17 protein-coding genes are annotated in these 19,160 nt (G+C 33.9%); 15 read left to right on the forward strand and 2 right to left on the reverse strand.

Going from position 1 to position 19,160, the window contains the following annotated elements; all coding sequences use genetic code 11:
• Positions 1-3: 3 nt before the first annotated feature.
• The 13 genes from HM983_RS13585 to HM983_RS13645 are packed head-to-tail and all read left to right on the forward strand — an operon-like array spanning position 4 to position 15,022.
• Positions 4-1,002, forward strand: coding sequence for an N-acetylneuraminate synthase family protein (locus tag HM983_RS13585; RefSeq protein WP_179346246.1), 999 nt, complete (start codon positions 4-6; stop codon positions 1,000-1,002).
• A gap of 9 nt (positions 1,003-1,011) precedes the next feature.
• Positions 1,012-2,166 carry a UDP-N-acetylglucosamine 2-epimerase gene (gene neuC / locus HM983_RS13590; protein ID WP_179346248.1) on the forward strand — a complete coding sequence of 385 codons (1,155 nt, stop codon included), beginning with the start codon at positions 1,012-1,014 and terminating at the stop codon, positions 2,164-2,166.
• A gap of 1 nt (position 2,167) precedes the next feature.
• A complete protein-coding gene (locus HM983_RS13595; RefSeq protein ID WP_179346250.1) occupies positions 2,168-2,863 on the forward strand; it encodes an acylneuraminate cytidylyltransferase family protein in 696 nt (231 codons plus the stop codon).
• 3 nt (positions 2,864-2,866) lie between these two features.
• On the forward strand, positions 2,867-4,261 hold the full coding sequence (locus tag HM983_RS13600; protein ID WP_179346252.1) for a hypothetical protein: 1,395 nt from the start codon (positions 2,867-2,869) through the stop codon (positions 4,259-4,261).
• Complete coding sequence (locus tag HM983_RS13605; RefSeq protein WP_179346254.1) at positions 4,252-5,337, forward strand: glycosyltransferase family 4 protein; 1,086 nt, start codon at positions 4,252-4,254, stop codon at positions 5,335-5,337. Before HM983_RS13600 ends, HM983_RS13605 begins: the two co-directional genes overlap by 10 nt.
• Before the next feature lie 9 nt (positions 5,338-5,346).
• On the forward strand, positions 5,347-6,495 hold the full coding sequence (locus HM983_RS13610; RefSeq protein ID WP_179346256.1) for a glycosyltransferase family 4 protein: 1,149 nt from the start codon (positions 5,347-5,349) through the stop codon (positions 6,493-6,495).
• Positions 6,492-8,024 (forward strand): glycosyltransferase family 2 protein, encoded by a 1,533-nt coding sequence (locus tag HM983_RS13615; protein WP_246277517.1) that lies wholly within the window; start codon positions 6,492-6,494, stop codon positions 8,022-8,024. Before HM983_RS13610 ends, HM983_RS13615 begins: the two co-directional genes overlap by 4 nt.
• A 1-nt stretch (position 8,025) precedes the next feature.
• Positions 8,026-9,027, forward strand: a complete 1,002-nt coding sequence (locus tag HM983_RS13620; protein ID WP_179346258.1) for a glycosyltransferase family 2 protein — start codon at positions 8,026-8,028, stop codon at positions 9,025-9,027.
• Positions 9,024-10,139, forward strand: a complete 1,116-nt coding sequence (locus tag HM983_RS13625) for a glycosyltransferase family 4 protein (protein ID WP_179346260.1) — start codon at positions 9,024-9,026, stop codon at positions 10,137-10,139. Before HM983_RS13620 ends, HM983_RS13625 begins: the two co-directional genes overlap by 4 nt.
• Positions 10,136-11,206, forward strand: a complete 1,071-nt coding sequence (locus tag HM983_RS13630) for a glycosyltransferase family 4 protein (RefSeq protein ID WP_218841867.1) — start codon at positions 10,136-10,138, stop codon at positions 11,204-11,206. Before HM983_RS13625 ends, HM983_RS13630 begins: the two co-directional genes overlap by 4 nt.
• Positions 11,207-11,224: 18 nt before the next feature.
• A complete protein-coding gene (locus HM983_RS13635; protein ID WP_246277518.1) occupies positions 11,225-12,613 on the forward strand; it encodes an O-antigen ligase family protein in 1,389 nt (462 codons plus the stop codon).
• Complete coding sequence (locus tag HM983_RS13640) at positions 12,567-13,574, forward strand: glycosyltransferase family 4 protein (protein ID WP_179346262.1); 1,008 nt, start codon at positions 12,567-12,569, stop codon at positions 13,572-13,574. Before HM983_RS13635 ends, HM983_RS13640 begins: the two co-directional genes overlap by 47 nt.
• A gap of 53 nt (positions 13,575-13,627) precedes the next feature.
• Complete coding sequence (locus tag HM983_RS13645) at positions 13,628-15,022, forward strand: sugar transferase (RefSeq protein WP_179346264.1); 1,395 nt, start codon at positions 13,628-13,630, stop codon at positions 15,020-15,022.
• 3 nt (positions 15,023-15,025) lie between these two features.
• On the opposite strand, the gene HM983_RS13650 is transcribed toward HM983_RS13645, so the two are convergent.
• On the reverse strand, positions 15,026-16,144 hold the full coding sequence (locus tag HM983_RS13650; protein WP_246277519.1) for a lipoprotein N-acyltransferase Lnb domain-containing protein: 1,119 nt from the start codon (positions 16,142-16,144) through the stop codon (positions 15,026-15,028).
• A 56-nt stretch (positions 16,145-16,200) separates the two neighbouring features.
• A complete protein-coding gene (locus HM983_RS13655) occupies positions 16,201-17,271 on the reverse strand; it encodes a putative type IX sorting system protein PorV2 (RefSeq protein ID WP_179346268.1) in 1,071 nt (356 codons plus the stop codon).
• Between the two features lie 154 nt (positions 17,272-17,425).
• On the opposite strand from HM983_RS13655, the gene HM983_RS13660 reads away from it, so the two are divergent.
• Positions 17,426-18,184 (forward strand): CDP-alcohol phosphatidyltransferase family protein, encoded by a 759-nt coding sequence (locus tag HM983_RS13660; RefSeq protein ID WP_179346270.1) that lies wholly within the window; start codon positions 17,426-17,428, stop codon positions 18,182-18,184.
• A 51-nt stretch (positions 18,185-18,235) separates the two neighbouring features.
• Positions 18,236-19,120, forward strand: a complete 885-nt coding sequence (locus HM983_RS13665; protein ID WP_179346272.1) for a DUF808 domain-containing protein — start codon at positions 18,236-18,238, stop codon at positions 19,118-19,120.
• Positions 19,121-19,160 lie beyond the last annotated feature (40 nt).

Here is a 19,160-nt window from a genome sequence, read left to right on the forward strand (position 1 = left end):
ACTATGGCATTCATCATAACAGAAATAGCACAGGCACACGACGGTAGTTTAGGTATGGCGCATGCTTATATTGATGCTATTGCCAAAACAGGTGTAAATGCTGTGAAATTTCAGACACATATCGCAGCGGCCGAAAGTAGTATCCACGAGCCCTTTAGAATTAAATTTTCAAAGCAGGATAAAACCCGGTTTGATTATTGGAAGCGTATGGAGTTTTCTATGGAAGAATGGAAGGGACTTAAACAACATTGTGACGAAGCTGGACTTGAATTTATGAGTTCACCTTTTAGCAATGCAGCTGTTGATGTATTGGAAGAAGTTGGTGTAAATCGTTATAAAGTTGGTTCTGGAGAAGTGTCCAATTTTTTATTATTGGAAAAAATAGCACAGACAAAAAAGCCGATGATTATTTCATCAGGAATGAGTTCTTATGAGGAATTAGATGCAACTACAAAATTCTTGGATGAGCGCAATGTCGACTACTCTATTTTACAGTGTACAACATCTTATCCTACACAGCCGGATCAATATGGGTTGAACGTTATTAAAGAAATGCAAAATCGTTATAAAGTACCTATTGGTTTTTCGGATCATTCATCTTCGATTGAAGCATCCATCGCTGCATTCACTTTAGGTGCAGAAATAATTGAAGTACATGCAGTTTTTAACAAATCGTCTTTTGGTCCAGATGCAACTTCTTCATTGGATATTGAGGAATTATCGCAATTGGTCAAGGCTATAAAAAACATCGATAAGGCACAAAAGCATCCGATAGACAAATCAAATAATGAAGAATTTTCAGATTTGAAAGTTATCTTTGAAAAATCGTTAGCGGTAAATAAAGATTGTTCTATTGGTCATGTATTAACTTTTGATGATTTAGAAGCAAAAAAACCCAAGAATTACGGCATTGATGCCAAAGAATATCAATCGGTTATTGGCAGAAGCCTAAAAAGACCATTAAGGCAATGGGACTTTTTAAACAAAGAAGACTTGAATTAAATAGAGTGTATGATTAGGAAAATATGTGTAGTGGTAACTGCAAGACCTTCTTACAGTCGTATAAAAACGGCTTTGACAGCTATTAAAAATCATCCAAAATTAGAACTGCAATTAGTTGTCGCTGGCTCTGCTTTGTTAGGAAAATACGGTAATGCCGTTGATTATATTGAAAACGATGGATTTACCATTGCAGAAAAAGTTTTTATGGTTTTGGAAGGTGAAAACCCTACAGCAATGGCAAAAACAACGGGATTGGGAGTTATGGAGCTTTCCAACGTATTATTTCGATTACAACCAGATGCTGTGGTTACTATAGCCGATCGCTTTGAAACCATTGCCACGTCCATTTCTGCAGCTTATCAAAACATACCTTTGATTCATGTTCAGGGTGGCGAAATTACAGGGAACATAGACGAAAAAGTGAGGCATGCTAATACTAAATTGGCAGATTTACATTTGGTCAGTTCAGAAGAGGCCTTTAATCGCGTCGTAAAAATGGGTGAACAATCAGAAAAAGTATTTAATACAGGGTGCCCATCAATAGACATTGCCAAACGAGTTAAGGAAAATCCAAAACTGGATTTTGACCCACTTGAAAAATATGGAGGTGTAGGCGAAAATATTAATTGGCAAAACGGTTATGTAGTCGTCATGCAGCATCCTGTCACTACTGAATACGATTCTGCCCGAAAAGATGTCGTGAAAACTTTAGAAGTTATCAATGAATTGGATATTCCAACATTTTGGTTTTGGCCAAACGTTGATGCTGGTTCAGATGGTACTTCTAAAGGTATAAGAAGTTTTAGGGAGACACAGAAACCAAAAAATATCCATTTTTTTAAAAGCATGGAGCCTGAAGATTTTTTGAAACTACTGGTCAATTCAAAATGTTTAATTGGCAATTCTAGCGTTGGGATAAGAGAGTGTTCTTATTTAGGTGTGCCTGTTGTAAATATAGGAACTAGACAAAATAAAAGACAACGTGGTAATAATGTTGTTGATGTAGATTACGATAAAAATAATATTAAAGAGGCTATTTTAGAGCGTATTGAAAATAAGAATATCCTGCCAGAAAAAATTTATGGTGATGGCGATGCAGGAAAAAAAATAGCCGATATTTTGGCATCGGCCAATTTAGAATTTCATAAAACCATAACCTACTAGTATGAGAATTTTGGGCATTATACCTGCAAGAGGAGGTTCTAAAGGCATTCCCAATAAAAATATTAAATTGTTGTGTGGTAAACCACTATTACAATTTACCTCTGAGGTGGCTCAAAAAAGTAAATACATTTCAAAATTAATTTTAAGTTCGGATGATGACGCGATTATTAAAGTTGGTCATTCTCTGGGCTTGGAAGTTCCTTTTAAAAGGCCTTCAAGTCTAGCAGAAGACAAGTCACCAACAATTGACGTGGTGAAACATGCTATACAATTTTTTGAAGAAAAAGGCGAGAAATATGATGCAGTTTGTTTGCTTCAAGTTACGAGTCCGTTTAGATCTGTAGAATTTTTGGATAATGCTATCGAGACTTTTATGGCTTCAAATACAGATGCGCTTATTTCAGTATTAGAGGTGCCACACGAATTCAATCCGCATTGGATCTTTAAACCAAATTCAAAAGGGAACTTAGAAATAGCAACTGGTGATAAAAATATCATTACAAGAAGACAGGATTTACCAAAAGCCTATCACAGAGATGGAAGCATTTACTTAATTAAAACTTCTACTATATTAAATGATAATTCACTTTACGGAAATTCAACTTCTTATGTTGTATCCGATGAAAAATTTCACGTAAATATCGATTCCTTAGAAGACTGGGAAAAAGCTGAAATCATTTGTAAATCACTAATTTAATTTATGAAAAAAATCGGTGTGGTTATAACAGATGGTGTTGGGTTCCGGAATTTTGTATTAAGTGAATTTCTAAAGGAAATATCTAAATGTTTCAATACCGTAACTATCTATTCGGGTTTACCAAAAGAAAGTTATGAGGTTGTTTCATTACCTGAAAATGTTAAGATAGAAGAACTTCAAATCTTTAGGGAAAGCAGATCGTCTTGGTTTTATAGAAAGCTCAAAGAAGTGGCACACATGACACTTCATAAAGACTATTTTGGTATAAATAATAATCTCAAAAGGGGCTATCCTAAAAATAATTCTAAACGAGCACTATCAATTAAGCTTATCTATTTTGTAGCAAAATTATTTCATTCCGAAAAAACAATTCAGTTTTATGAATCGAAGCAATTCAACTCGTTTAAAAATAACGAAGTCACAAAAGAATACTTTCGATTATTGAAGCGAGACCTACCCAATATTTTGTTCTTTACCCATCAAAGACCACCTTATTTGGCACCAATGGTCTATGCAGCTCGGCAGTTGCAAATAACGACGTCTTCGTTCATTTTTAGTTGGGACAATTTGGCATCTAAAGGACGAATGATGGGTACTTTCGATAAATATTTAGTTTGGAGCGATTTGATGAAAACCGAGTTGCAATATTTTTATCCTCAATCGAAGAATGAGAACATCTCGGTAATTGGGACACCACAGTTTGAGCCCTATGTTATGGATGAATACAGAACTAGTAAAGACAATTTTTACAAGAAATTTAATCTGGTTCCAAACAAAAAAGTGATTTGCTACAGCTGTGCAGACGCTGGTATTGGAGCTAATGACCCAGTTCATATTAAGGCAATACATAATTTTATTGAGAAAAATCCAGAGCTAAATTTGCAACTTTTGGTAAGAACATCACCTGCCGAAGATGGTTCTAGATTTCATGAATTAAAACAGAAGTTACCAAAAATTAAATGGAACATACCAAAGTGGATTTTAACACGTGATAATCATGTAGAATCCTGGTCACAAAGAATTCCTTCAGTTGAAGACGTGAAGGACTTGAGAGCGGTTTTGGAATTTTCGGATGTAAACTTGAATATGTGTTCCACAATGGGATTGGATTTTATGTTGTTTGATAAACCCGTAATTTATACCGTTTTTGGAAATGAAAATAATAGTCTTTATAACGATCAGTTATTTTTAAATTATGTGCATTTAACATACGTAATTAATAGCAATGCCGTTGCAATAGCAAAAAATAGTGAAGATTTGGAAATTTACCTCAAAGAAGCCATTGAAAAACCGGAACTTAGAAAAAAAAATAGAGAAGAACTCATTGCGCTTGAAATCGGAAAACCATTAAAAGGCACAAGTGAACGTATGGCAAAACAGTTAGAGTTATGGGCTTAGAAAAATCTATTGCTGTAATATGTAATTATAAGTTATTGCCAGAGCGTGTTGGCGGAATGGACTATTTTTTCTGGGCTTATGATGAAGCTTTAAAAGCAATAGGGTGTCAGGTAGACTGGTATTTTCCAAACATATCCAATCACGGTGAATATCATAAATTAAATATTCATTCGTCTAATAATAAAATTTTCGAGACAGGCACGCTTAAGAATATCCAAGCCCAAACTGTAAGTTACACCCATATTGTTACTCATTTTGTGGAGTTGTGTACTTCTTTTTATGCTAAGTTGAAAAAGTATCAACCAAAAGCATATATAATTGCAGTTGACCATAACCCACGACCTCTGAATGGCTATTCTACAGTAAAAAAAATAAAGAAAAAAATTAAAGGTAGACTGTATGCGAAGTATATCAATCAATTTATCGGTGTTTCTAATTACACCAGTCAGGCCATATTAAATGATTTCGGACATTTTCTTAAACCAAAAACGACAACAATTTATAACGGTGTTTTAATAGATGATATTCAAGCAAAGGTTGAAAAAAGAGCACTAAAAAACCCAAAATTCTTAGTTGCATCACATTTGAGATTTTCAAAGGGTATCCAAGATTTGATTGAAGCGGTTCGTCAAATTTCAGATTTAAAGAGGAACTATTTAAATATCGATATTTACGGAGAAGGGCCGTACGAACCTGAATTAAAAAATCTTGTAAAAGAGTATCAATTACAGTCTTGTTTTAACTTTAAAGGAAGTGTTTCCAACCTTAACAAAATTTACTTTCAGTACGATTATATGTTGCAACCTACGCACATGGAATGTTTCAGTTTGTCAATATTAGAAAGCTTAGCAGCTAATGTTCCTGTGGTAACGACGCCAGTGGGTGGAAATGAGGAAGTTGTTTTTGATACAGAAAATGGATTTATTTTTCCTGCAAAAAATATAGAAGCCTTGACTACACTGTTGGAACAACTTATTAGTGGAGAAAAAATCATAACAACTAACACAAGAACACAGATTGAAAACAGATTTTCCATAGATTTGATGGTAGCCAACCACATTAAACTTGTAGAATAACTAATCCTGATGAAAATTGCCTTTCTCACACCAGAATATCCTCATCCCAAAGTTGGAAAATCTGGTGGTATTGGTACTAGTTTGCTCAATCTCGCAAAAGGTCTTAAGGCGCTTGGCCATCAAATTTTAATATTGGTGTATGGGCAAAACGAAGATGAAAGCTTCATTGATGACGACATTCAATTTTACAAAATAAAGAATAGGAAAATAAAGGGTGTTTCTGCATACTTTACCCAAAAGAAAGTACAGAAACTTATTAATAAATTATATGAGGAAAATAAGGTTGATATCGTTGAAGTACCTGACTGGACAGGTTTTTCGGCATTTATTAATGTGCAGTGTCCTATTGTGATAAAACTTCACGGCAGCGATACCTACTTCTGTCATTTGGATAACCGAAAAGTCAAATTCAAAAATTATTTTCTTGAAAAGAAGGCGTTTAAAAAAGCTGGTGGTATCTTAAGTGTTAGTGAATTTACTGGGAAATTGACCAATCAATTGTTTGATTCAAATAGAAAATTTGAAGTTATACACAATGGTATAGATATCAATAATTTTAAATCCAATATTTCTCAATCAGAAGAAAGTAGTTTGTTATATTTTGGAACGCTTATTAGAAAAAAAGGCGTTTTGGAATTACCTGAAATATTCAATCATGTTCACGCACAAAAATCTGATGTTCAGTTAATAGTTGTTGGAAAAGACAGTAGCGACTTAATGACCGGATCAAATTCTACTTGGAAGCTGATGCAACCCTTATTTTCGGAAGAAGCTTTTAAAAAAGTAAAATATCTAGGTGAAATAAACTATAGCGAGATGCCCAACTTAATAAATGAGGCTAGTGTTTGTGTATTTCCTACTTTTGCGGAAGCTTTGCCAGTTTCTTGGTTGGAGGCAATGGCGATGAAAAAGGCCATTGTCGCATCAGATATTGGTTGGGCAAAAGAGGTAATTGACGATGGTGAAAATGGCTTTCTAGTTCATCCGACCAATCACAAGAAATATGCAGATGCTATTGATAAATTATTGAAAGATTCTATTTTGCTCAAAGAATTTGGAATTAAGGCAAGACAAAAAGTCAAATCAAATTTTGAAAATGAATTGATTGCAGAAAAGACCGTAGCATTTTATAACAAAATAATTATCTCGAAAAGTTGAATCTCAAAACCTATAAAGCTTCAAACGGAGATGCCATTCTTTACAATGGAGAGCCAGACTTCAAGTTGTTGGATCAATTGGTCATGGCAGAAGGTGATATTTGGCACAGCAGTTTATCGCAGGGTTTTAAGAATGTTTTTCCTGAAATAGTATATCAAACAGCTGTGTATTTTTGGTATGCCAATGACTTTAATAATTTAGACCATTGTGTAAGCTGGAGAATTAATCCGCATCAATTTGCGATAAGAAAATCGGTTTGGGAAAAATTGGGAGGCTTTGATTTAGATTACGAGAACATTGTCACATCAGCTTTGGATTTTGGTTTTAACGGGCTGCGTTATCAAGGAGCCGTCCCACTTTATGTTAACCATCTATTTCCTCCTCAAACCAATCAATTTCATATTTCTCTCAAAGATATTTATACTTTTTATTTTAAGAGTTTTAAACCAAATCATGCATTTTATATGCTGTTGCGTCGAGGAATTTTTAAATTCAGAGAATGGAAAGCTTATAATTCTGCAAAGCAATTCAACCTAAAAGATAAAAGTAAAATAGTAGCACCGCGTAAGTTAAAAGCTATTAAAGGGAAACCAAAAGTAAGTTACATTATTCCAACAATGCTGCGTCAAGATTATACCTTGAACTTGCTCAGTGATCTCGAAAACCAAACATACAAGCCACTCGAAGTCATTGTGGTAGATGCCACACCTGAAGAAAAACGAAATGCTTCGCTTTACAATTCTGAGGATTATTCATTTAATGTTAAATTTAAATGGCAAACGACTAAAGGAAGTTGTCGAGCCAGAAATGAAGCAATTGATTTATGTGAGGGAGATTATATAGTTTTTGGGGATGACGATATCAGAATCCAACCAGAATTTATAGAAAATCATATCAGATTGCTTCAAACTTATAAAGCTGAAGCCTGTAATGGGCTTGATGTCAGAGCAGACCATCAAAAACAGACTTTAAAAAATTTGGACAACAAGCTTGAAATTTTAGGAGATAAAAGATGGAAAGTCGGAGCTGCACAAGCGTTTAGCAATGCTAATTCCTGCGTGTCTTCAAGAGTGGTAGAACAGCTGGTAGGTAATGATATTAATTATGATGGCGGATATGGCGAGGATAGTGATTTTGGGTTATCTATTACAAAGTTGGGTGTTACGGTTTTACACAATCCGTTTTCAGTAAATTTACATTTAAAACCACCAGTTGGTGGTTATCGTATTTGGGGCAATCAATCTAAAATTACGGGAAAACAACGAAAAAAACAGCCTTGGGAATTGTATGAACCAGTGAAATGGATCACGCCCAAACCCAGCCCAACTATTATGTATCAATGCTATAAACATTTTACAAAAAGACAGCGCAGAGAATATAAAATTAAATATTTTATCAATTATCTCACAAAATCAAAACGTTTGGAGCTGCCATTTAAAATTTTGAAATTACCATATCGATTATTACAATTCAAAAAATCTCAATTTTATGCCAAGAAACTTATGGCATTAGGAAAAAGAACAAAATAGTATGAAGAGATTTTCATTAATTGTTTGTACTTATATGCGCCCTAAAACGCTTCAAAAATTGCTGGACTCAGTATTAAAACAAACATTGTATCCTAATGAAATTCTTATTATTGATGGTTCATCCAATAACTTAACTCAAGAAGTGTTAGAGCAGAAACGATATGAAAATCTTAAATATTTAAAGGTTGAAGCTGAGGACAGAGGGCTTACGAGGCAACGAAACTTTGGTGTAAAACATGTTCATGAAAATTCGGAAATTGTTTGCTTTTTAGATGATGATATTGTTTTAGAACCAAATTATTTTGAGTCATTAATCAATACTTACAGCACTAGGCCAAATGCATTGGCCGTTGGTGGATACATTACAAATGAGGTGAACTGGGAGCCATTATCCGATGATAATAGTGGCAATGACACTTTTTGTTTTGATAACTGGCAAAGAAAAGAGCCTTTGCGTTATCGATTACGTGGAGTTTTTGGTTTATTGCCCAATGTACCACCAGGGTTTTTTCCTGATTTTGGACACGGAAGACCCATAAGTTTTTTGCCACCTTCAAAAAAAATTTACGAAACCGAACTTTTCATGGGAGGCGTTGCGTCCTATAAAAAAGAAATATTTGAAAACCATAGGTTTTCCAATTACTTTGAAGGTTACGGATTATACGAGGATGCAGATTTTTGTTTGAGATTGGCCAGAAAAGGACAGCTTTATGTTAATACCAATGCCAAATGCGAACATTATCATGAGCCCTTGGGCAGACCCGATACTTTTAAATATGGTAAAATGGTAGTAAGAAATGGATGGTATATTTGGAAAACAAAACATCCAAAAACAACGTTTAAATCAAAAATAAAATGGCATGCCATTACTGTATTGCTCATTAAAGTAAAATCACTGAATATATTTACCACTAAAAACAGAGTGGACGCTGTTAAAGAAACTTTAGGTAGAATCGTAGGTTGGTGGTCATTAATATTTAATTCCCCAAAGGTAGAACGATGAAATTTTTAATCATATCTCACGCTTTTCATCAGCAACAGAATGGTAAGCTCTTCAGCTACGCGCCATATGTACGCGAGATGAATCTTTGGTTGAAATATGTAAAGGAAGTTGAAATAGTTGCTCCTTTAGACTTAAAATCACCTGGTAAGATAGATTTAGATTATAAACATGAGAACCTTCATTTTAATCGTGTACCACCTGTAAATTTTATGTCTTTAAGTAAAACAATATCTTCGTTGTTTTCTATCCCGATTATTTTGTTTAAACTAATAGGTGCGTGTCGTAGAGCGGACCACATACATTTACGATGTCCTGGGAATATCGGCTTATTAGGATGCGTAGTTCAGGTATGTTTTCCTAATAAAACAAAAACTGCTAAGTATGCAGGAAACTGGGACCCAAATTCTAATCAACCTTTAAGTTACCGGTTTCAAAAATGGTTATTATCAAATACGTTTCTTACGAAAAATATGACTGTTTTAGTTTATGGTAATTGGCCAAATCAGTCAGAAAATATCAAATCATTTTTTACGGCAACATTTAAAAATTCTGAAAAAACCGAATGGAATAAACGCGATTATTCCAATCAATTAAATTTTGTTTTTATTGGAAGTTTGGTAAACGGTAAACGACCATTGTTGGCCATAAAGATTGTACACGCACTTCAAAGTAGCGGTCAAACTGTAAAATTGGATGTGTTTGGTGAGGGAATTTTAAAAGAAGAATTGGCTGCTTTTATTACTGAAAACAAATTGGAAAGTCTCGTTACATTGCACGGAAATCAATCTACAGAAGTAATTAAAAATTATCTGGAAAAGGCTCATTTTAGCATATTACCATCACAAAGTGAGGGTTGGCCTAAAGCGATTACAGAGGCCATGTTTTTTGGTGTAATACCAATTGCTACAAGAGTTTCTTGTGTGCCTTGGATTCTGGACCATGAAAATCGAGGTGTTTTAATTGACTCAAAAATAGAAGAAGCTGTCGAGAAAATTGTTGCAGTTTTAAATGAAAGAAATCTTCATAAAATGTCTAAGGAGGCACAGGGTTGGTCACAAGTTTATACGCTTGACAAATTTGATGAAGATATACGTAAATTGCTAATCTCATGATAAGAGCAATTCAACTTATAGATTCTTTGGAAGCTGGTGGTGCAGAGCGATTGTCCGTTAGTTTGGCAAATGTTTTGTCTAATGAAATTGACTCGTCCTTTATTTGTGCTACACGAAAGGAAGGGATTTTAAAAGAAACAATTGATCCGTCCGTTGCCTATTTGTTCTTGGGTAAAACTTCACGCTTTGATTTAAAGGCATTATTGAAGCTGAAAAAATTTCTAAAAACCAATAAAATAAATCTAATTCATGCGCATTCAACTTCATTTTTTTTAGCCACTTTGATGAAAATTCTTGATCCAAAAATTAAGTTGATATGGCATGATCATTATGGAGAAAGTGAGTTTTTAGAGAATAGACCTAAAGTCATACTAAAGTTCTGTTCGAGGTTCTTTGACCATATATTTTGTGTGAATCACCAATTATTGCAATGGTCCCTTGAGCAATTACATTGTAAAAATGTAAGTTATTTAAAAAATTTTATTTCATTATCCGATTCAGGTAAAGTTACCCAGCTATTTGGGACTGAAGGAAAACGAATCTTATGTATGGCAAATTTGAGGGAGCAGAAAAATCATTTGATGCTGCTCAACGCCTTTAAAGGGGTTTTGAATAAGTATCCGGATTGGACCTTGCATTGTGTAGGTAAGGATTTTAATGATGAATATGCCCAATTACTCAAAAACTATGTTAAGGAAAATAGCCTGAAAGAAAATGTCTTTTTTTACGGTAGTCGCTCAGATATTAAAGCAATTTTAGAACAATGTGAAATTGGTGTACTTTCGTCTAAGTCCGAAGGATTACCGATTTCGTTGTTGGAGTATGGCTATGGAGGGTTAGCGGTTGTTGTTACTGACGTTGGTGATTGCAAAATGGTTATTGATAATCAGGAAAAAGGTTTAATGATTAAATCAGGAGATACTTTAGGATTACAAAATGCAATTCTTAACCTAATTGAAAATATAGATTTAAGACGGTCTGTCTCTGAAAACTTACACAAGAGTGTTATTAAAACTTATTCTGAGTCAGCTGTAATTGGAGAGGTCCTAAAAATATATAGGAGATAAATCAACAAAATTTTAGTTTTGAGTACCAAATCGAAAAATTCTGTAAATAATGATCAACCAAATTATTTCTATTTGGTATGTCTACATGCAGTAATGGGACTATTGGTTTATCTTTTACCAGCATTGTCCAAATTTTTCTTCCTCGGAGTAGTTGTTTATTTTTTATATCTTATAATTAGCGCCAAGCCTAAGGATAAAACCAAATTTGTAATTTTTGCATGTTGCTATGTTGTAGGTTCTGAAGTGTTTTTTAGGATGACTTCAGGAACATTTTTATATGAAGCCGCAAAATATCTAGTCATTTTATATATGGTTATTGGTTTGCTTTCCAATGGTTTTTCAAATAAAGCTTATGCCTATTTATTTTATTTAGCTCTTTTGGTACCATCCATTCTTGTCGCTTATGTTAATATTGGATTAGAAAGTAATTTCAGAACCAATGTGGCATTCGTACTTAGTGGTCCTGTATGTTTAGGTTTTTCAGCTTTATATTTATTTAATAAAAAAATAAAACTCAACGATTTACTCGAAGCCATAAAGTATATGGGTCTTCCGATTATTTCAATGACCGTGTATTTGTTTTTGTATAATCCAAGTGTAAGGGATGTATTAAGCGGAACACAATCAAACTTTGAAGCTTCTGGAGGATTTGGTCCAAACCAAGTGGCGACCATTCTTGGTTTGGGTATGTTCGCTTTTACTGTACGACTATTTATGAAGTCACCAAACCTCTTTCTAAAAGTTGTCAATATCTTAATTCTAGGAGTTATAAGTTATAGGGCAATTGTGACTTTTAGTAGAGGAGGAGTAGTGACTGCAATATTGATTATCATCTTATTTCTATTTTCCATTTACAGTAAATCTTCGTTGAAATTTAAGGGCAGAATAATTTACACGTCATTTTTGTTTTTAATTTTGGCTGGGGCCGTTTGGATCATAAGTTCCAATGAAACAGAAGGCCTCATTGATAAGCGATATGCTAATCAAGACAAAATTGGACGAGAGAAAGAAGATTTATCAACTGGTCGCGTAGAATTGTTTTTAGATGATTTACAGGGTTTTAAAGAAAATCCGTTTCTCGGAGTCGGTGCCAATGGAGCCAAAGAATTAAGAATTCAGAGTGGTCAAGGCATCAAAGCTTCCCATAATGAAATAAGCCGGCTTTTGTCTGAGCATGGTATGTTTGCCATCATAATTTTAATTATACTCATACTCAAGCCAGTAATGTTACGGTTTAAAAATAGAAGGAATATTTTCTTCCTAGCATTTTTAGGGTTTTGGTTTGCTACTATCAATCACTCAGCAATGCGTCTTGCAGCACCAGCTTTTATTTACGCTTTGGCACTTTTAAATGTACAATATGAAAAACGTCCTTTACGTAGGAAACGCATTATCCAACAAGGGTAAAACCGTTACACCTATAGAAACATTGAGCGAGCATTTAAAGGAAATATGCCACGTTAAAGTTGCTTCTCGTAAAACAAATATTGTTTTGAGACTACTTGATATGATTAGTCTTGTTCTAAAAAACAGAAATTGGGCAGATTTGGTTCTTATCGATACATACAGTACCCTAAATTTCAATTATGCACTAATAATAAGTTTAGTGTGCAGAGTCTTCAAAATAGATTACATTCCAATCCTCCATGGTGGAAATTTAGAAAAACGATTAAAAAATAACCCAAAACTTAGTGCTTCAATTTTTAAAAATGCACAGTGTTTAATATCTCCATCAGAATTCTTGAAATCCCTGTTCGTATCTTATGGTTATAGCAATGTTGAATATATTCCTAACTGTATCGAAATAGAAAATTATCCTTTTTTGAACAGGGAAATTGTAAATGTCCATATGTTATGGGTAAGATCGTTTTCAGAAATATATAATCCAAGGTTGGCTGTGTTGGTTTTGGAAAATTTGGTTGAAAAAAACGAAAAAGCAACACTTACAATGATAGGTCCAGACGTAGATGGGTCGTTAAAATATGTGCAACAATTAGCCAAAGAAAGAAAATTAAATGTCAATTTTACAGGAAAACTCTCAAAACAAGATTGGTTAAATGTATCTAAATCCCATAACGTATTTATAAATACCACAAATTTTGATAATATGCCAGTGAGCTTAATTGAAGCCATGGCTTTAGGACTGCCAATTGTGTCTACAAATGTAGGTGGAATACCCTCCTTAATTAAAAGTAATATCGATGGGATTACAGTTAAAGCAAATAACGCAGAAGCCATGGCAAACGCCATTCTTCATCTTAAACAAGATGCTCAACTCAAAAACAAGATTATAGCAAATGCACGACAAAAAGCAGAAGGCTTTGATTGGAACTCTGTAAAACCATCTTGGATTAAGCTTTTGAAATAATTATATTGTTAATTCTATAGACTTGTTATCTTTACGCAAGACATTCCCCAAGAATGAAAAAAAATAAAGGCATACACTTTGAAGTATCTGAACGTAAGATACTTTTAAGAATCATGGATTTAATAATGATTTTTGTAGGTGTCTATACTTTGGAAACTTTTCTGAGTTTTGAGTATCTATCAATCAACAAACAAAATATTTCGCAATTAGTATTACTGGGATTGTACTACACAGTTTTCGCTACTATTTTTGAACTTTACGATTTACAAAAAGCCAGCAGATTACATGTTACTTTTAGAAACATCGTAATTACAGTTTCTATCGTTGTGCTCTTTTATTTACTAACTCCTTACCTATCTCCATTACTACCGGAAGAACGTATGCAAATTTTATACTTCTATTTGGGTATTATTTTAATGATAACTATATGGAGAATTGCTTATATATATCTTATCGAATCACCGAGATTTTATAAACGGGTATTGATGGTTGGCGAAGTTTCAAATATTGAAAGTTTGGTAACAGCACTCAATAAGTCAGATCCCAATTATAAAATTGTCGGTTTTATTAATAGCGAAGCTTCGACTGAAGAATCGGTAAAATTTAAAGGACTTAAAGAATTTAGGGCTGAAGATTTCTTAGAAACTGTACAAAAGGAAAAAGTATCAGAAGTTTTAGTCGCCAGTTTTAATACAGAAGCTATTATTGCCGAAGTCTATCATGATTTAATGTTATTGATGGAGCAAGGATTTAAGATAAGGGAATACACCCAGGTTTATGAAGAGTTGTTGCTTAGAGTTCCTATTCAATTTGTTGGTAAGGATTTCTACAAGTATTTTCCCTTCAGTCGAAGTAATGAGAATAAACTTTATATCTTCTTTCAGCGAACGTTTGATATCATATTTTCAATAATAGGCTTGCTTGTGGGTTTAGCTATTTTTCCATTGATTCTCATTGGTAACTTATTAGGTAATCGAGGGCCGCTTTTTTATACCCAAGAACGTGTAGGTAGAAACAGTAAGGTTTTCAATATATTGAAAATCAGAACAATGATCCTCAATGCCGAAAAAGATGGTGTTACCTGGGCTCAAAAAGATGATAAACGAATTACTAAATTTGGAAAATTTTTGAGACGCTCACGTATTGACGAAATTCCTCAATTCTATAATGTCCTAAAAGGAGATATGAGTGTTATAGGCCCAAGACCAGAGCGTCCATTCTTTGTTCAAGAATTGTCACGTATCATTCCTTTTTATGAAACCAGACATATTATTAAGCCAGGACTTACAGGTTGGGCACAGGTAAATACACGTTATGGATCTTCAATCGATGACAGTTTAACTAAACTTCAATACGATCTGTATTATATAAAACACCGAAGTGTGTTTTTAGATTTTAGTATTTCAATAAAAACTCTAAGTACCATCCTTTATTACAGAGGGCAGTAAGAATTATTTTTGCTTAAAAAATCTTAAAAGATAAAAATACCTAAGAGCCAAAGCGATAATAAAAGGGATTAGCCCAATGGCAAAAATTTGGACACCAATAATCCAGTGCAAAGTCATTAGACAAAGCATTATTATTAAAAATTTTAGATAAGACCTGAACCAATTTTTAGGTTGCTTTCTCAACAATTGGCCAATCATAAAAACGTTTAATGGCAATGCCCATAGCAAATTGTAATTTTGTCCTGTGGCAGTGTGGTCGGTACCATACCATAAAAATATAAGCAGAATTCCAACCAGGCCAGTTAAAGCAAATAATAAAATATCAAGCCAAACACTTCGCTCGTTATTTTTGTAATCTTTATAGGTAATAAACAAAATAATAAGCCCAAGAATGCCCATTATAAATAATGGACTCAATAGAAAATTTGAACTATCTTCAATATTTTGCTTTTGATAAATAACCGATGAACTTTTTACCAAATCTTTACTATCACGTGTAGCTGCAGCAAAAAAATCGTGAATATATTTTGGTAAAAACATATGTTGCTCTGGAGTTGCCTCTCTATCAATAATTGATCCAAGCGCGATGTCAATGCCAAAACTTCCCCAGGAATTCAAGCCGACATGCTCATGGATTAACTTCCTAAAAGTTTGGACTTCGAAATCTGCAGGATTATTAAATTTAATTTTATTAGAGGTTGAAGTTTGAGCGACGTCCCTGATCCGTGTAGCACAATTATCATAAAAAAAGTCATAGAGATAACGTCTGTTTTCAGGTTTGTAATTGTTTTCTAAATAATTGAATAAATCCTGTTTTTCTGAAGTTGGTAAATTTAAAACCTGTTCTTTTATTGTACGATTACTACGAGCATAAAAGTCATAAAATTGTGAAAAATTATGTCGGCTAATGAGGTAGTTCAACTTTCCTTGAGCGAATTTTAGATAAAAGTTGGGAGCGTCAAAGTCATATTCTCCATATCCGTAAACTAAATCCAACCCTTGAACTTTATCACTTATTCTAAATGCATTATGACCAAAAGAATCATTTAGCGATGCTCCAGGTCCAATGGTGAGTACAGAAATTTCTGCATTAGGTGACAATTGAAATTGTTGGGCCGCCAAAAAGTTTAGAGAGAGTAGAAAAAAACAAAATGATAATTTTAATCGCATAAGTATAATTATCTGAAGACACTAAAGTCTATTTTTAAAGAAAACACGTTAGAATATAAAGCAGCACTTTGGTCACCGATGTCAGTAAACGCGTAATCAATTTGAATGCCTTTATATTTAAAACCGACTCCAAAATTAGGCTGAAAGGTCAATTCTTCCGAATCATCGATCTGTCTTTCATTCTGAAAATTCCCCAAACCACCTCGTAAAAATACTAAATCGGTATAACCGAACTCAAATCCCAATGCAGGATTGATACTGGCAAAAGAAGTTGAGATAATATCGTTATTTTCTGCAAAACGCACATTCAAGTTTGCAGCAGCCAAAAGTGAGTAATCATAATTAAAAATCCATTTTTTAGACATACCCAATTGCAGTTTTGGTATGGTAATTTCGGTTTTTTCTGGTAATTCTTGATTTTCGCCTTCGACTGCACCACTTATTTGTTCAAATTTTTCTTCGTCAATGGTCCACGCATTGTAAGTCGTAGTAATGTCTCTCGCCATTAAGCCAAATTTCCAATCGTTCCCGGCTTCAAACTGAACACCTGCATCAAGACCAAAGCCCCAGCTAGAGGCAAAATCACCAATAATCCTGCGAATGATTTTCGCATTTACTCCAAAATTCAAACCGTCTAACGGTAGTTTGCGAGCGTAAGAAAAAGTGAGTCCGTAATCTGCAGTAGAAAAAGTGCTAATTCTATCGTAATTAATATTGCCTTGATCGTCAATAAGCTGTGTGGTGTCCAAAATGTCATCCACACCAAACCGGATAAGTGAAAGTCCTAAGGCACTTCTGTCATCCAAAGGCATACCGTAACCTATGTAATTGTAATTGGCGATATTGGCAAAATAGCTGCTGTGCATCAAGGCGAGCTGGTTATCTTCTAAATGAACCAAACCTGCTGGATTCCAATAACCTGAATTGACATCATTTGTTTGTGAAACTACTGCATTGCTCATACCCAATGCAGCCGCATCGACGCCAATATTCATAAATTCGTTGGAATATTTTCTAGTGGTCTGGGCAGTAGCACAAAGCGTAGTAAGCGTTAAGAGAATTACATAGTAATTTTTCAACAGCAATTTTTTTACAAAGATGCACAATATTTTTCTATCTATTTAACTTGAAATGCGCGTTCTTATTGTCCTCTATCTATTTCTTTTGTAGCATTTAAAAATATAATTGAAACAAGAGACCAATACTTTTTTTATTTTTGTTGAAATCACATTTATGAGCTTAAAAAGACACGTCCCAAATATTGTAACACTCCTAAATCTTTTTTCGGGTTGTATTGCATTGATTTTTGCCATACATGGCCATTTTGTCTATGCTGCATTTTTTGTTTTTTTAGGAATTTTCTTTGATTTTTTTGATGGACTTTTAGCTCGGAAATTAAATGTCCAAAGTCCGTTGGGTATTCAGCTCGATTCGCTGGCAGATTTAGTAACTAGTGGAGTTGTTCCTGGAATTGTAATGTATAAATTGATTGCTATGTCTATGGGCACGAGTGATTTTGTGAGTTTCAATGAGGATTGGAGTGATACGATGGAATGGGAGGGTGGAAAATTATACGTCTTGCCACTAATAGGCTTGTTTGTTATTCTTGCTTCGGCTTATAGATTGGCAAAATTTAATATTGACGAAGACCAACAAACCTATTTTAAGGGATTACCAACTCCAGCAAATGCGTTGCTTATATTGTCCTTGCCATTAATTGTAGAATATCAAAACAGCGATGTGCTAAACGCGATAATTATTAACAAATGGTTTTTAATCGTTGTTTCATTATTGAGTTGCTATTTGTTAAATTCTCACATCAAATTATTTGCGCTTAAGTTTAAGAACTGGAGTTTTAAGGATAATACTATCCGTTATCTCTTTTTAATTTTAACTGTTGTGTTACTTGTAGTACTTCAATTTGCAGCAATTCCTTTAATAATTATCTTTTATTTCTTTTTGTCAATTCTAGATCAAAAGAACATTCACTAGTTTAATGAAAATTTTAAAATTTATTACTAACCACAAATCATATTTTTTTTAATGGCATCAGGTTTTTTTGCATTATTAGACGATATCTCGGCATTGATGGACGATGTGGCATCCATGACTAAAATCACCACAAAAAAAACTGCAGGAATTTTAGGTGATGATTTGGCAGTTAACGCAGAAAAAGCCTCCGGGTTTATATCGTCTAGAGAAATACCAGTGCTTTGGGCTATTACAAAAGGCTCATTTCTTAATAAGCTAATTATATTGCCGTTAGCCTTTGTTTTGAGTGCTTTTGTTCCAAAAGCCATAACCATAATTTTAATTCTGGGCGGATTGTATTTAGCCTATGAAGGAGCTGAAAAAATCTATGAATACTTTGTGCCTCATAAGCCGAAGAACACACTTGTGTTAAAAGAAGAGGTAACTCTTACGGATGCTCAGCTTGTAGAACTTGAGAAAGATAAAATTAAATCAGCTATAATTACTGATTTTATTTTGTCTGTGGAAATAGTAATTATCGCTTTAGGTACCGTAGTTGAAGAAACACTTACCTTTCAGATAATAGTTGTCTCGATTGTTGCTTTAATAGCGACAGTTGGTGTATATGGAATTGTTGCCCTTATTGTTAGAATGGATGATTTAGGGCTTAAAATGATTTCTAAAAGTGAGCAGAAAAAAGGATTTCTGTTTTCGGTAGGTACGTTTTTGGTTCAGGCACTGCCTAAAGTAATAAAGGGATTATCTATAATTGGGACTATTGCTTTGCTGCTTGTTTCTGGAGGTATATTTGTACATAATATAGACTTCTTACATCACTTTTTGGAGGTCTTGCCTTCAATATTGAGAGATTTTATTGTCGGGCTTATTTTTGGTGCGGCCTGCGTATTGGTTGTCAAAATAATAAAAGGATTGTTCTTTAAAAAGAAGAAGTCATAGAGGTTTTTGTTATCAATAAAATTAGAATACTCAATTAATT

The sequence above is a fragment of the Winogradskyella ursingii genome (assembly GCF_013403975.1).
GTDB lineage: Bacteria > Bacteroidota > Bacteroidia > Flavobacteriales > Flavobacteriaceae > Winogradskyella > Winogradskyella ursingii.

What these genes read in the sequence shown, in the direction of transcription:
- HM983_RS13660 (WP_179346270.1), top strand. Translation starts at nt 17,426, where the DNA reads ATGAGCTTAAAAAGACACGTCCCAAATATTGTAACACTCCTAAATCTT.
- HM983_RS13640 (WP_179346262.1), top strand. Translation starts at nt 12,567, where the DNA reads ATGAAAAACGTCCTTTACGTAGGAAACGCATTATCCAACAAGGGTAAA.
- HM983_RS13600 (WP_179346252.1), top strand. Translation starts at nt 2,867, where the DNA reads ATGAAAAAAATCGGTGTGGTTATAACAGATGGTGTTGGGTTCCGGAAT.
- HM983_RS13585 (WP_179346246.1), top strand. Translation starts at nt 4, where the DNA reads ATGGCATTCATCATAACAGAAATAGCACAGGCACACGACGGTAGTTTA.
- HM983_RS13645 (WP_179346264.1), top strand. Translation starts at nt 13,628, where the DNA reads ATGAAAAAAAATAAAGGCATACACTTTGAAGTATCTGAACGTAAGATA.
- HM983_RS13595 (WP_179346250.1), top strand. Translation starts at nt 2,168, where the DNA reads ATGAGAATTTTGGGCATTATACCTGCAAGAGGAGGTTCTAAAGGCATT.
- HM983_RS13625 (WP_179346260.1), top strand. Translation starts at nt 9,024, where the DNA reads ATGAAATTTTTAATCATATCTCACGCTTTTCATCAGCAACAGAATGGT.
- HM983_RS13665 (WP_179346272.1), top strand. Translation starts at nt 18,236, where the DNA reads ATGGCATCAGGTTTTTTTGCATTATTAGACGATATCTCGGCATTGATG.
- neuC (WP_179346248.1), top strand. Translation starts at nt 1,012, where the DNA reads ATGATTAGGAAAATATGTGTAGTGGTAACTGCAAGACCTTCTTACAGT.
- HM983_RS13630 (WP_218841867.1), top strand. Translation starts at nt 10,136, where the DNA reads ATGATAAGAGCAATTCAACTTATAGATTCTTTGGAAGCTGGTGGTGCA.
- HM983_RS13620 (WP_179346258.1), top strand. Translation starts at nt 8,026, where the DNA reads ATGAAGAGATTTTCATTAATTGTTTGTACTTATATGCGCCCTAAAACG.
- HM983_RS13605 (WP_179346254.1), top strand. Translation starts at nt 4,252, where the DNA reads ATGGGCTTAGAAAAATCTATTGCTGTAATATGTAATTATAAGTTATTG.
- HM983_RS13610 (WP_179346256.1), top strand. Translation starts at nt 5,347, where the DNA reads ATGAAAATTGCCTTTCTCACACCAGAATATCCTCATCCCAAAGTTGGA.